The following is a 13,802-nucleotide window of genomic DNA, read 5'->3' as shown; positions in this document are numbered from 1 at the left end:
ATGGTTGCGCCACAGGCGCCCGGGCGCCCGTTGGCGCCGCAGTCGGCAGCAGCACGGCCCGCATCTCGCCCAACCTTGGCGATCACGGTCGGCGAGCCGGCCGGGATCGGCCCCGAGATCGCGATCCGCGCCGCCTGGGCCCTGCGCGAGCAGGCCAATTGCGTGCTGATCGGCGACGCCGCCTTCCTGGCGCTCACCGCCAGCCTGATCGATCCAGCCATCCGCCTGGCGGCGCTATCGACCCAGGCCCTCCGTAACGGCGGCCTGCCGCACTTCGGCGCCCAGCGCCTGGCGGTGGTCGACGTGCCGCTGGCCGCGCACGTGGTGCCGGGCCAGCTCAATCCCGACAATGGCCTGGCGGTGCTGGCCACGCTCGACCTGGCGATCGAAGGGTGCCGGGGCGTCAACGATCGCGGGTGGTTCGACGCCATGGTCACCGCGCCGCTGCAAAAAAGCACGATCAACGATGCCGGCATCGCTTTCTCCGGCCACACCGAATACCTGGCCGAGAAGACCGGCACGCCCAAGGTGGTCATGATGCTGGCCGGCGCGCCGGGACAAGACCTGCCCTACCTGCGCGTCGCCCTGGCCACCACCCACCTGCCTTTGAAGGACGTGCCGGGCGCGCTCACGCGCGACAACCTGACCCGGGTGCTGGACATCCTGCACGCCGATCTGCGCGACAAATTCGGCATCGCGGCGCCCGTGATCCTGGTCACCGGCCTCAATCCCCACGCCGGCGAGAACGGCTATCTGGGCCGCGAGGAGATCGACGTCATCACGCCGGTGCTGATGGAGGCGCGCAGCCGCGGCATCGACGCGCGCGGCCCGTATCCGGCCGACACCCTGTTCCAGCCGGCATACCTGAAGGATGCCGACTGCGTGCTGGCGATGTACCACGACCAGGGCCTGCCGGTGCTGAAGTACGCGACCTTCGGGCGCGGCATCAACGTCACGCTGGGCCTGCCCCTGATCCGCACCTCGGTCGACCACGGCACCGCCCTCGACCTGGCGGCCCGGGGCCTGGGCCTGGCCGATTGCGGCAGCATGGAAGAGGCGATCCGCGCCGCCATGCACATGGTGGCGGCGCGCCGCCAGGCCACCACCGAATAATCAAGAAAGCAAGCATGAAACACGTCGCACGCAAGCGCTTCGGCCAGAACTTCCTGACCGACGACAATGTCCTGAACAATATCATCGACGCCATCGCACCGCGGCGCGCTGAAACGATGGTCGAGATCGGCCCGGGCCTGGCGGCGATGACGGCGCTGCTGCTCAAGTCGCTCGACCATATGCACGTCGTCGAGCTCGACCGCGACCTGGTGGCGCGCCTGGAAAAAGCCTATCCGCGCGAACGCCTCACCGTGCATTCGGGCGACGCGCTCAAATTCGATTTCGGATCGATCCCGGTCCCGGACGGGCAAAAACTGCGCGTGGTCGGCAACCTGCCGTACAACATCTCCAGCCCGCTGCTGTTCCACCTGGCCGAATTCGCCCATCTGGTCGAGGACCAGCACTTCATGCTGCAGAAGGAAGTGGTCGAGCGCATGGTGGCCGAGCCGGGCACCAAGGCCTATAGCCGCCTGTCGGTGATGTTGCAATGGCGCTACGACATGGCCATGCTGTTCATCGTGCCGCCGACCGCCTTCGATCCGCCGCCGCGGGTCGAGTCGGCCATCGTGCGCATGGTGCCCACCCGCCGCCAGTTGCCGTGCGACGGCAAGCGCCTGGAGGCGGTGGTGGCCAAGGCCTTCTCGCAACGGCGCAAGGTGATCCGCAACTGCGTGGCCGGCATGTTCACCGAGGCGCAGCTGGTCGAGGCGGGCATCGATCCGGGCGTACGTCCGGAAGCGGTCAGCCTGGAGCAATACGTGGCGCTGGCTAACCTGCCCGTGTCCTGACCCGGCGTGGTCGCTGCGGCGACCCCTTCCGCCCCTAAGCGCCGCCTCGCCGGCGCTTTTTTGCGTCCGACCACGCCTTGTTGCGCCGCAGCATACGGGTTATCACGTACTTCCGCGTGCCCGGTCGCCCATGTCGCAGGTGGCGATCGGCATGGGCAAGATCGCCAGGGTGAAGGTGCGCGCCGCACGCTGATCGTCGTCGGCAGGGGCCCATGACGCGGGCAAAAAAAAGCCCGCTCTAGAAGAGCGGGCTGAAATCCAATTCTTTTCTGAGGAGAGTTGGAGGAGACAGGAGTTATTATGCTGCGCGACAGCATATAAATCCAATTTTCCTTTCAAATACTCGACATAAGAATTGTGTATATCTGATCAGTTCGACGCAGCCACGCAAGTGACGTTGATATTGCTGACGTTCGCGGCTCTCATGACGCCGGCGGCATTTGCCACCGTGCAAATCTGGCCGGTCGGCTGGGTGATGACGGTCACGCCATAGGTCTGATCGTATTCAACCAGTCCGGCGAAAACGTAGCTGACCGGCGTCGTGACACCTGCTGCCGGCTTGGCGACTGGAACCGTTCCCCCGGTACTGCCATTGGCCAGCACCAGGCCATCCGCGGTGAGGCCGCTCACAGTGCCGCCGATCGAGTAGGCATTGACCTGGCATGCGAAGGTGATGTTGATCTCCGCCAGGCGGCCGGCGGTATCGTTAAAGTTCGGAATAGTCTGGAATGGCGTATCGCATCGCTGATTATCCGGGAAACTTTCGAACTGGACGTTATATACGTCGCCATATTCCAGCTTGTCAGGGAATGCGAAACTGACCGTGTCGCGTGGCGTGGCTGGCGGCGGGACGGCGATTTTCATGCCATTGGTGGTCAGGACGGCGCCTGGATAGACGATGCCGGTGATCGTGCCTTTGACGACGAACTCGGCTTTGTCGCTGCCGCCACAGCCGGCCAGGCCAGCGGCCAGCGCCAGCGCGAGCGCCGGACGGATCAGGGAAGACTTCATGCGTAACGCTCCAGGAAAATTAAGGGGTGCAGCTAACGGCCACGTTGGTGACAGGGGCCGGACCAACGGTACCGCTGCCATTGCTGACAGTGCAAGTCTGGCCGGCCGGTTGTTCCAGGACCGTGATGCCATATGGCGAATCTTCGGCAATGTCGGCCATCCTGAACGAGGTGGCGCCGGCCTGCAGGGTGACGCGGTCTGAACCGTTGACCAGGACCAGGTTGCCCTTCAGGTTGCTGACGGTGCCGGACAGCGCATGGCGGTTGAGCTCACACGCGATGTAGACGGAATAGACGTGGTAGCCCGCACGACCGCTCCCATTGGTGACTGTGCAATCCTTGACGTTCGACGGCTTGGACTTGATGACGACGTCGTAGCGGTCGTCGGTCGAGATCAGGTTGTCGAACGTCCATCGGCCGGCGCCGGTACCATCGGCCGGCGGGGTGATCGCCTTTTCCTGGCCGTCACTGGTCACGACCAGGCCGGCCTTGGTCACGCCGACGAAATCGCCGCCCAAGACCAGCTGGCCATCGCTGCCGCCACAGGCAGACAAGGCGACCGCGCATGCCAGCGCCGCGCCGGCACGCAGGTAGGAACTCTTCATAACATCTCCAAAAAATCGAGCGGGAACGCGCAGCTGCGCGGTAAGAATTGAAAAATCGCTCAACATTTTAGTTCATTTGGCAAGCAGCTGGACCATTTCGGGCGCATTTGGTTTTGTATCTTGGTGTAACCAGAATTTAACAAGCGCAATATTCCATGGGATAGACGGCGTGCGCATTGCATTCAGCGTAGCGCATCGCTATGCTTGGGGCGCACCTTGCTCCTAGTCTGGAAACCGATGACCCGCCAACCCTGGCCGAAAGCCGTCCTGTTCGACCTCGACGATACCCTGTGGCCAATCGCGCCCGTGATCCTGGAAGCCGAAAAACTGTTGTATGCCTGGCTCGGCGAGCACGCGCCGCGGGTCGCCGAACGCTTCACGATCGACAGCTTACGAGCGGCGCGCCTGGAATTGCTGGCCGCGCGCCCCGAATTCGGGATCGACCTGGGCGCGCTGCGCCATGCCGGGTTGGTCGCCGCATTCGAGCAGGTGGGCGAGGACGCTGGCAAGGTCGAACTGGCGATGACCGAATTCTTCGCCGCCCGCAATGCCGTGACGCCTTACGACGATGTCGTGCCGGGCCTCGAGCGCCTGAAAAAACGCGTGCTGGTCGGCTCGGTCACCAATGGCGTGGCCGACCTGCAGACCATCGGCCTGGCCCACCATTTCCAGGCCTCGGTGGCGGCGCGGCAGTTTGGCCGCGCCAAGCCCGACCCGGGCATTTTCCTGGCCGGCTGCGCCGCGCTCGGCGTCCAGCCCGGCGAGACCCTGTACGTGGGCGACGACCTGTTGCTGGACGTGCAGGGCGCCCAGCGCGCCGGCCTGCGCGCGGCCTGGATGAACCGGACCGGCAAGGTCAACGACCTCGCCCATGAAGTCCGGCCCGACGTCGAAGTGGCCAGCCTCGACGCGCTGCTCGACTGGCTCGACGCTGCCCACGCGCACAAATACAACGGTTGACCATGCGTCACAGCAAGCCTTGTGCTGTCGCGCCACGCCCCAACCTGCCTATAATGCACACACTGAGAGCCTGTCCCGTAGGTGGGAGTCGGGCCGAGAGCGCCTGGCAAGCGTGCGCTGCGTTGCTCGTCGTTGCATGGCGCCACCATGCGACCTCCTCGCGCCTTGCTCGCGCTCGCCATGCATCGACATGAGCTTCCCCCACCGACCGGGATAGGCTCTAATACGAGCGTCACCGAACTTTTCCCGGAATCATGCAACTCGACCAACGTGCCCAAACCCTGCTCAGAGCCCTCGTCGAGCGCTATATCGCCGACGGCCAACCGGTAGGCTCGCGCGCGCTGTCCAAGCTGTCAGGCCTGGAATTGTCGCCAGCGACCATCCGCAACGTCATGGCCGATCTCGAGGAAATGGGCTTCGTCGCCAGTCCGCATACCTCGGCCGGCCGCATCCCGACTCCGCGCGGCTATCGCGTGTTCGTCGACACCCTGCTGACGGTGGGGCCGATCGACGACATGGCGGTCGACGCCGAGCGCATGCGCCTGCCGGTGCAACATCCGCAGAAGCTGATCGCCAACGCGGCGCAGATGCTGTCTTCGCTGTCGCAATTCGCCGGCGTGGTGCAGAGTCCGCGCCGCGAGTCGGTATTCCAGCAGATCGAATTCCTGCGCCTGGGCGAAAAGCGCATCCTGCTCGTGATCGTCGATCCGCGCGGCGATGTCCAGAACCGGCTGCTGCAGCTCGACAAGGATTATTCTCCGGCCCAACTGACCCAGTCGGCCAATTACCTGAACCAGAATTTCGCCGGCCTGTCCTTCGACGCGGTGCGCAAGCGCCTGAGCGGCGAGCTGAAGCAATTGCGCGATGATATGGGCCGCCTGATGCAGGCGGCGGTCGAGGCCGGCAGCGAGGCGATGGCCGAGGGCGACGACATGGTCATCTCCGGCGAGCGCAACCTGCTGTCGGTGTCCGACCTGTCGTCCAACATGAGTTCGCTACGACAGATGTTCGAGATGTTCGAGCAAAAGACTGGCTTGATGCAATTGCTCGACGTTTCGAGCAAGGCCGGCGGCGTGCAGATCTTCATCGGCGGCGAATCGAAGCTGGTGCCGATGGACCAGATGAGCGTGGTGACGGCGCCGTATGCGGTCGACGGCCGCATCGTCGGCACCCTGGGCGTGATCGGCCCGACGCGGATGGCCTATGAAAGGGTGATCCCGATCGTCGACATCACGGCCAAGCTGCTGTCGAACGCCCTCAGCCACTCCTGACATCGACCGCCATCGGACGAAAAAAAGGCGCATCGAGAAGTTCTCATGCGCCTTTTCTTTTATATGCCAGGGAGGCACGCTGCCGATGTTATTCCGGCTTGCTGATGCCCCGGCACTGCGGGCAGCTGCCATAGATCGCCAGCGCATGCTCGACGATCGTGAAGCCGTGCTGCTCCGCAATCATCTGTTGGCGCTTCTCGATCTCGTCGTCATAGAATTCTTCGACGCGGCCGCAGGTGACGCACACCAGGTGGTCATGGTGGGAACCGGCGTTGAGCTCATAGATGGCCTTGCCGGTCTCGAAATGGTTGCGGTTGAGCAGGCCAGCCTGCTCGAACTGGGTCAATACCCGGTAGACGGTGGCAAGGCCCACGTCCATATTGTCAGCAAGAAGGATCTTGTAGACATCTTCCGCCGTCAAATGCCGCACGGAGCTGTTCTGGAAGATTTCCAGGATTTTCAGTCGCGGCAGCGTGGCCTTGAGGCCGCTCGCCTTCAGGTCGGTCGGGTTGTTACTCATGTTTGTCACTCGAATATTGGCGGAGTGCTTTATGATATAGCGTTTTGAACGCTCCCGCTCGAACGTATTGAGGTTAACTATGCCTGTCAAACAAGCCGTATTCCATCGATTCACCGCCAAAGCGGCGCTGGCGGCGGGTCTCGCCTGCACGTTGGCGCTGTCCGGCTGCGCCTCCTGGCGCAACCAGACGCGTCCGGCGCCGCCGGTGGCGACGGATGCGGCCGCCAGTGCGTCCGACGCGGAAAAATCGGCCGCCATCGCCAATGCCGGCGCGCAGACCGTCCAGGCGACGCGCCTGCAGAAGTTCCTGTGGATCTTCTCGCCCTACCGCCCGGACATCCAGCAGGGCAACTTCGTCTCGCAAGAGATGCTGAACCAGCTCAAGGCCGGCCAGACCCGCGACCAGGTGCGCTTCCTGCTCGGTTCGCCGCTGCTGATGGATGCCTTCCATGCCGACCGCTGGGATTACCCGTTCTACCTGGCGCGCGGTAATGGCGAGCTGACCACCAGCCGCGTGACCGTGTTCTTCAAGAACGACGTGGTCGAGCGCTTCGAGGGCGGCAACCTGCCGAGCGAGCGCGAGTACATCGACCGCATCGCCGGTCCAGTCAAGGTCGCCAAGGCGAAGCCCGACAGCCGCCCGGTCCAGCCGGTCACGGTCACCGCGCCGGCAACCCAGCAGTAAGGACACACACCATGACCATGTTGAATATCGCCGTTGCCGGCGCCAGCGGCCGCATGGGCCGCATGCTGATCGAAGCCATCCAGTACGCACCCGACATGCGCCTGGCCGGCGCCCTCGACGTGCCGGGCTCGCTCTTCATCGGCCAGGACGCGGGCGCCTTCGCCGGCATCCTGACCGGTGTGATGATCGAGGACAGCATCAAGCACGGCCTGCACAATGCCGACGTGCTGATCGACTTCACCCGCCCCGAGGGCACCCTGCAGCACCTGGAATACTGCGCCGCCAACGGCAAGCGGATGGTGATCGGCACCACCGGCTTCGACGAGGCCGGCAAGGCCGCGATCCGCGCCGCCGGCGAAAAAATCGGCATCGTGTTCGCCCCGAACATGAGCGTGGGCGTGAACGTGACGCTCAAGCTGCTCGAAATGGCGGCCCGGAGTTTTTCGGAAGGCTATGACATCGAGATCGTCGAGGCGCACCACCGCCACAAGGTCGATGCGCCGTCCGGCACCGCGCTCAAGATGGGCGAAGTGATTGCCGACGCCATCGGCCGCGACCTGAAGGAGTGCGCCGTCTATGGCCGCGAAGGCGTGACCGGCGAGCGCGATCCGTCGACCATCGGGTTCGCCACCGTGCGCGGCGGCGACGTGGTGGGTGACCATACCGTGATGTTCCTCGGCACCGGCGAGCGCATCGAGATCAGCCACAAGTCGAGCAGCCGCGTGACCTATGCCCACGGCTCGCTGCGCGCGGCGCGCTTCCTGGCGGACAAGGCCAGCGGCCTGTTCGACATGCAGGACGTGCTGGGCCTGAAGGGGTGATCATGGCGGTGGCAGAACTGAACGGCGCCGTCATCACCGACGAAGCGTCGTTCCACCGGCAGAGCCGCGAGGCCTTCGGTTTCCCGGCCTCGTATGCGGACAGTATCGACGCCTGGGTCGACTGCATGAGCTATCTGCGCGACGACGAGAACATGACCAAGTTCCGGCTGAAAGCGAACGAAGTGCTGGAAATCGTCATTACGGACGCCGACAAGATGAAGGCGGCGGCGCCGGACCTGCTCGACGAACTGGCCTATTGCGTCGGCGGCATCAACGAGCGTTATGAGGACTACGGCGAGAAGCCGGCGCTGGAACTGATCCTGCGTTGATCCTCGAAGGCAGCGGTCAATCGATGCTGCCTTTTTTGCACTTTCCCTCACGCACCGCGCCGGCGCCGCGGTGCAAAATGAACGGGTTATAATGACCGGTTCCACCTCCCACATTACGTCTGCAGAATCATGCAAGAAAAATATAGTCCAGCTGAAGTAGAACAGGCCGCCCAGGCCTACTGGAAGTCGATCGACGCCTATAAAGCCGTCGAAAACGACCCGCGTTTCCCGAAAGGCAAATATTACGCCTGCTCGATGCTGCCATACCCGTCGGGCAAGCTGCACATGGGTCACGTGCGCAACTATACGATCAACGACGTGATGTACCGCTACCTGCGGATGAACGGCTACAACGTGCTGATGCCGATGGGCTGGGACGCGTTCGGCATGCCGGCCGAAAACGCGGCGATGGCCAACAACGTGCCGCCGGCCGAATGGACCTATTCGAACATCGCCCACATGCGCGGCCAGATGGAATCGATGGGCCTGGCGATCGACTGGTCGCGCGAGATGACCGCCTGCAAGCCGGATTACTACAAGTGGAACCAGTGGATGTTCCTCAAGATGCTCGAGAAGGGCATCATCTACCAGAAGACCGGCACCGTGAACTGGGACCCGGTCGACCAGACCGTGCTGGCCAACGAACAGGTCGTGGATGGCCGCGGCTGGCGCTCGGGCGCGCTGATCGAGAAGCGCGAGATCCCGATGTACTACGTGCGCATCACCGACTACGCCGACGAGCTGCTCGACCACGTCGACAACAAGCTGCCGGGCTGGCCGGAGCGCGTGCGCACCATGCAGGCCAACTGGATCGGCAAGTCGACCGGCGTGCGCTTCGCCTTCCCGCACAACGTCAAGGACGACAACGGCGAACCGATCAACGACGGCCGCCTGTACGTGTTCACCACCCGCGCCGACACCATCATGGGCGTGACCTTCTGCGCCGTGGCGCCGGAACACCCGCTGGCCCAGCACGCGGCCCGCAACAACCCGGCCCTGCAGGAGTTCATCGCCGAGTGCAAGATGGGTTCGGTGATCGAAGCCGACATGGCGACCATGGAGAAGAAGGGCATGCCGACCGGCCTGTTCGTCACCCATCCGGTCACGCAAGAGCAGATCCCGGTCTGGGTCGGCAACTACGTCCTGATCACCTATGGCGACGGCGCCGTGATGGGCGTGCCGGCGCACGACGAGCGCGACTTCGGCTTCGCGAAAAAATACAACCTGCCGATCAAGCAGGTGGTGGCGGTCGAGGGCCAGGAATTCTCGCTGGAAGCCTGGCAGGAGTGGTACGGCGACAAGGAAAACGGCCGCACCATCAACTCGGGCAAGTACGATGGCCTCGATTACACCTCGGCCGTCAATGCGGTCGCGGGCGAACTGGCGGAGCAGGGCCTGGGCGAGAAGAAGACCACCTTCCGCCTGCGCGACTGGGGCATCTCGCGCCAGCGCTACTGGGGCACCCCGATCCCGATGATCCACTGCGACGAGTGCGGCGCGGTGCCGGTCCCCGAGAGCGACCTGCCGGTCGTGCTGCCCGAGCACCTGGTCCCGGACGGCACCGGCAACCCCTTGAACAAGGACGAAGCCTTCCTCAAGTGCGACTGCCCGACCTGCGGCAAGCCGGCGCGCCGCGAGACCGACACGATGGACACCTTCATCGATTCGTCGTGGTACTACATGCGCTATACCTCGCCGGGCTCGAACGATGCGATGGTCGACGCCCGCAACGATTACTGGATGCCGATGGACCAGTACATTGGCGGCATCGAGCACGCCGTCATGCACCTGCTGTACGCGCGCTTCTGGACCAAGGTGATGCGCGACTTCGGCCTGGTGAAGTTCGACGAGCCCTTCGTCAACCTGCTCACCCAGGGCATGGTGCTCAACGAGACCTATTACCGCGAAGACGCATCGGGCAAGAAGACCTGGTTCAACCCGGCCGACGTCGAGCTCACCTTCGACGACAAGGGCCGTCCGCACAGCGCCATCCTGAAGGCCGATGGCCAGCCGGTGGAGATCGGCGGCACCGAGAAGATGTCGAAGTCCAAGAACAACGGCATCGACCCGCAGGCCCAGATCGAGCAGTACGGCGCCGACACCGCGCGCCTGTTCACGATGTTCGCCTCGCCGCCCGAGCAGACCCTGGAATGGTCGAACAGCGGCGTCGAAGGCGCCAGCCGCTTCCTGCGCCGCGTGTGGGCCTTCGGCTACGCGCAGCGCGAGCGCATCGCGGCGAGCTTCAACGGCGAAGCGCAAGGCACCCTGAACGACGGGCAGAAAACCCTGCGCCGCGAAGTGCACAAGGTGCTGCAGCAGGCCGACTACGACCTCAAGCGCATCCAGTACAACACCGTGGTCTCGGCCTGCATGAAGATGCTCAACACGCTCGAGTCGGCGAAGCTGGACGACTCGGCGGCCTCGAACGCGATCGTCGCCGAAGGCTTCTCGATCTTCCTGCGCCTGTTGAACCCGGTCGCACCGCACATCACCCACGCGCTGTGGCAGGAGCTGGGCTTTGCCGGCGCCCATGGCGACATCCTGAACGCCGCCTGGCCGCAGGTCGACCCGGCCGCGCTGGAGCAGTCCGAGATCGAGATGATGATCCAGGTGAACGGCAAGCTGCGCGGCTCGGTCAAGGTGCCGAAGGAAGCCGACAAGGCCGCCATCGAAGCCGCCGCGCTGGCATCGGAAGCGGTGCAGAAGTTCATCGAAGGCACGCCGAAGAAGGTCATCGTGGTGCCGGGTAAACTCGTCAATATCGTGGTGTAAGGAGTCGTATGATCAAATCCGCGTCGAACAAGACCCTGGTGCGCGCCCTGGCCGCGATGTTGACGGCGGCCGTGCTGGCCGGCTGCGGCTTCCAGCTGCGCGGCAGCGACGGCCAGTACAACATGCCGTTCCAGAGCATCTGGCTGTCGTTCAACGAGTCCTCGCCGCTGGGCACTGAGCTCAAGCGCAACCTGCGCGCGGGCGACACCGTGCGCATCGAGACCGATGCCTCGAAGGCCCAGGCCCTGTTCGACGTAATCAGCGAAACGCGCGGCAAATCGATCCTGTCGCTCAACAGCCTGGGCCGGGTACGCGAGTACTCGCTGAGCTACACCCTGGTGTTCCAGGTGCGCGACGCCAACAACCGCCAGCTCCTGGCCCCGACCGAGATCACCCTGCGCCGCAACATCGCCTTCGACGAATCGCAGGTGCTGGCCAAGGAATCGGAAGAAGCGCTGCTGTACCGCGACATGCAGTCCGACCTGGTGCAGCAGATCCTGCGCCGCCTGACGGCGATCAAGCCGGCATAAGGAAACAAGTCACGATGCAGTTGCGGCTCGAGGCGCTCGACGGCCACCTGGGCAAAGGCCTGGCGCCCTTGTACGTGATCACCAGCGACGAGCACCTGCTCGCGCTGGAAGCGGCCGACCGGATCCGCAGGACGGCGCGCGCGCAAGGCTACACCGAGCGCGACGTGCTCACGGTCGAGCGCAGCTTCAAATGGGGAGAGCTGCTGGCCGCCAACCAGGCGCTGTCGCTGTTCGGCGACAAGAAGCTGATCGAGCTGCGCATCCCGACCGGCAAGCCGGGCAAGGACGGCAGCGCCGCGCTGCAGAGCTACGCGAAGGATCTCAGCCCCGACAACCTCACCCTGATCACGCTGCCGAAGCTGGATTGGCAGACCGCCAAGTCGTCGTGGGTGACGGCGCTGCAGGGGGCGGCGGTGTATATCGAGATCCCGAACGTCGAGCGCGCCCAGCTGCCGGGCTGGATCGGCCAGCGGCTGTCGATCCAGGGCCAGAGCGCCGAGCGCCAGAGCCTGGACTTCATCGCCGACCGGGTCGAGGGCAACCTGCTGGCGGCGCACCAGGAAATCCAGAAGCTGGGGCTGCTGTACGAACCGGGCAAGCTCAGTTTCGAGCAGGTGCACGACGCGGTGCTGAACGTGGCGCGCTACGACGTGTTCAAGCTGTCCGAGGCGATGCTCGGCGGCGATCCGGCGCGCCTGGCGCGCATGCTCGAAGGCTTGAAGGGCGAGGGCGAGGCGCTGCCGCTGGTGCTCTGGGCGGTATCCGAAGAGATCCGCACGCTGCTAAAATTAAAGTCCGGCATGGCGCAGGGCCGCCCGCTGGGCGCACTGCTGAAGGAATACCGGATCTGGGGACCGCGCGAGCGGATGATGGAACCGGCGCTGCGCCGCGTGTCGCTCGGCACGCTCGAGGCGGCGCTGCAGGACGCGGCGCAGGTCGACCGCATGGTCAAGGGCTTGCGCGCGAAGGGATTCGCGGGCGATGCGTGGGATGCGATGTTGCAGCTGGCGTTGAAGGTGGCGCGCTAAGAACCTGCCGGAACAGGTTCCAAGGCAGCCGCTCTCGATACGGATGTGCATCGCTCGGCGCGCCTGATCGATAACGCAACGGGAATACGATGGACATCACCGCACACATGCACCAACTGGGCCGCCAGGCCAGAACCGCCTCGCGTGCCATGGCGCGCGCCGACACGGCGACCCGCAACCGCGCACTCGAGCTGATCGCGACCGCCATCGAGCGCGACGCCGGGTTACTGCGCGTGGCCAACCAACAAGACCTGGACGCCGCGCAGGCCGCCGGCCTGGCCCCGGCCCTGATGGACCGCCTGGCATTGTCGGATGGCGCGATCGCCACCATGGTCGCCGGCCTGCGCCAGATCGCCACCTTGCCCGATCCGGTCGGGGAGATCTCGAACATGAAGGTGCGTCCGAGCGGCATCCAGGTCGGCCAGATGCGCGTGCCGCTGGGCGTGATCGGCATCATCTACGAAGCGCGCCCGAACGTGACGGTCGACGCGGCCGGCCTGTGCATCAAGAGCGGCAACGCCGCCATCCTGCGCGGCGGTTCGGAAGCGATCCACTGCAACCGCGCGCTGGCCAAGCTCGTGGCCGAGGGCCTGGCAGGCGCCGGCCTGCCCGCGGCCGCGGTGCAGGTGGTCGACACGACCGACCGCGCCGCCGTCGGCGCCCTGATCACGATGCCGGAATACGTCGACGTGATCGTCCCGCGCGGCGGCAAGGGCCTGATCGCGCGCCTGATGAAGGAAAGCACGGTGCCGATGATCAAGCACCTGGACGGCATCTGCCACGTCTATATCGACGACAAGGCCGATATCGAGAAGGCGGTGGCGGTCGCGTTCAACGCCAAGTGCCATCGCTACGGCACCTGCAACACGATGGAAACCCTGCTGGTCGCGCGCGGGATCGCCCCCATCGTGCTGCCGCGCCTGGCCGCGCTGTATGCGACGAAAGAGGTCGAGCTGCGCGCCGACCCGGAGTCGCGCGCGATCCTGGCCGGCTACCCGCATCTGGCCAACGCGAGCGAAGAGGACTGGAGCACCGAATACCTGGCCCCGATCCTGGCGGTCAAGGTGGTGGCCGACATGGATGGGGCGATCGACCACATCACCGCCTATTCGTCCAAGCACACCGAGGCCATCATCACCGAGGACTACACGAGCGCCATGCGTTTCCTGCGCGAAGTAGACTCGGCCTCGGTGATGGTCAACGCCTCGACCCGCTTTGCCGATGGCTTCGAATACGGCCTGGGCGCCGAGATCGGGATCTCGAACGACAAGCTGCATGCGCGCGGCCCGGTCGGGCTGGAAGGCCTTACGTCGCTCAAGTACGTCGTGTTCGGACACGGCGAAGTTCGTCAATAATCAACAACAAGGAAC

At 64.7% G+C, this 13,802-nt stretch carries 14 protein-coding genes; 11 read left to right on the top strand and 3 right to left on the bottom strand.

Features of this window, described 5'->3' with window-relative positions; genetic code table 11:
* Positions 1-1,113 carry a 4-hydroxythreonine-4-phosphate dehydrogenase PdxA gene (pdxA, locus tag ACZ9AQ_RS17835; protein WP_429205720.1) on the top strand — a complete coding sequence of 371 codons (1,113 nt, stop codon included), beginning with the start codon at positions 1-3 and terminating at the stop codon, positions 1,111-1,113.
* A 14-nt stretch (positions 1,114-1,127) separates the two neighbouring features.
* Entirely contained in the window at positions 1,128-1,901 is a 774-nt protein-coding gene (gene rsmA, locus ACZ9AQ_RS17830) for a 16S rRNA (adenine(1518)-N(6)/adenine(1519)-N(6))-dimethyltransferase RsmA (protein WP_429205719.1), read from the top strand.
* Positions 1,902-2,270: 369 nt separating this feature from the next.
* Here the strand turns inward: rsmA and ACZ9AQ_RS17825 are convergent, their stop codons facing one another.
* Complete coding sequence (locus ACZ9AQ_RS17825) at positions 2,271-2,912, bottom strand: hypothetical protein (RefSeq protein WP_429205718.1); 642 nt, start codon at positions 2,910-2,912, stop codon at positions 2,271-2,273.
* Positions 2,913-2,931: 19 nt separating this feature from the next.
* Positions 2,932-3,516, bottom strand: a complete 585-nt coding sequence (locus ACZ9AQ_RS17820; RefSeq protein ID WP_429205716.1) for a hypothetical protein — start codon at positions 3,514-3,516, stop codon at positions 2,932-2,934.
* 237 nt (positions 3,517-3,753) lie between these two features.
* On the opposite strand from ACZ9AQ_RS17820, the gene ACZ9AQ_RS17815 reads away from it, so the two are divergent.
* Both ACZ9AQ_RS17815 and hrcA read left to right on the top strand, forming a co-directional pair.
* On the top strand, positions 3,754-4,476 hold the full coding sequence (locus ACZ9AQ_RS17815; protein WP_429205715.1) for an HAD family hydrolase: 723 nt from the start codon (positions 3,754-3,756) through the stop codon (positions 4,474-4,476).
* Positions 4,477-4,730: 254 nt separating this feature from the next.
* Positions 4,731-5,747: a heat-inducible transcriptional repressor HrcA gene (gene hrcA, locus ACZ9AQ_RS17810; protein ID WP_429205713.1), complete on the top strand. Its 1,017-nt coding sequence runs from the start codon at positions 4,731-4,733 to the stop codon at positions 5,745-5,747.
* 88 nt (positions 5,748-5,835) lie between these two features.
* Here the strand turns inward: hrcA and fur are convergent, their stop codons facing one another.
* The gene (fur, locus tag ACZ9AQ_RS17805) at positions 5,836-6,267 is read right to left on the bottom strand and encodes a ferric iron uptake transcriptional regulator (protein ID WP_429205711.1); all 432 of its coding nucleotides are present in this window, start codon (positions 6,265-6,267) and stop codon (positions 5,836-5,838) included.
* Positions 6,268-6,346: 79 nt separating this feature from the next.
* Between fur and ACZ9AQ_RS17800 the strand changes: the two genes are divergently transcribed.
* The 7 genes from ACZ9AQ_RS17800 (at position 6,347) to ACZ9AQ_RS17770 (ending at position 13,787) form a co-directional block, all read left to right on the top strand.
* Entirely contained in the window at positions 6,347-6,952 is a 606-nt protein-coding gene (locus ACZ9AQ_RS17800) for an outer membrane protein assembly factor BamE (RefSeq protein WP_429205710.1), read from the top strand.
* Positions 6,953-6,963: 11 nt separating this feature from the next.
* On the top strand, positions 6,964-7,773 hold the full coding sequence (dapB, locus tag ACZ9AQ_RS17795; protein WP_429205708.1) for a 4-hydroxy-tetrahydrodipicolinate reductase: 810 nt from the start codon (positions 6,964-6,966) through the stop codon (positions 7,771-7,773).
* 2 nt (positions 7,774-7,775) lie between these two features.
* The gene (locus ACZ9AQ_RS17790) at positions 7,776-8,102 is read left to right on the top strand and encodes a barstar family protein (protein ID WP_429205707.1); all 327 of its coding nucleotides are present in this window, start codon (positions 7,776-7,778) and stop codon (positions 8,100-8,102) included.
* Between the two features lie 129 nt (positions 8,103-8,231).
* Positions 8,232-10,874, top strand: coding sequence for a leucine--tRNA ligase (gene leuS, locus ACZ9AQ_RS17785; RefSeq protein ID WP_429205705.1), 2,643 nt, complete (start codon positions 8,232-8,234; stop codon positions 10,872-10,874).
* Between the two features lie 8 nt (positions 10,875-10,882).
* Positions 10,883-11,404: an LPS-assembly lipoprotein LptE gene (locus tag ACZ9AQ_RS17780; RefSeq protein WP_429205703.1), complete on the top strand. Its 522-nt coding sequence runs from the start codon at positions 10,883-10,885 to the stop codon at positions 11,402-11,404.
* A 14-nt stretch (positions 11,405-11,418) separates the two neighbouring features.
* On the top strand, positions 11,419-12,432 hold the full coding sequence (gene holA, locus ACZ9AQ_RS17775) for a DNA polymerase III subunit delta (RefSeq protein ID WP_429205701.1): 1,014 nt from the start codon (positions 11,419-11,421) through the stop codon (positions 12,430-12,432).
* 89 nt (positions 12,433-12,521) lie between these two features.
* On the top strand, positions 12,522-13,787 hold the full coding sequence (locus ACZ9AQ_RS17770) for a glutamate-5-semialdehyde dehydrogenase (RefSeq protein ID WP_429205699.1): 1,266 nt from the start codon (positions 12,522-12,524) through the stop codon (positions 13,785-13,787).
* The last annotated feature ends 15 nt before the right edge of the window (positions 13,788-13,802 follow it).

The organism is Massilia sp. UYP34 (assembly GCF_056279385.1).
Note: the sequence above shows the minus strand (reverse complement) of the source record. Positions and strands in the feature narration are given on the sequence as shown.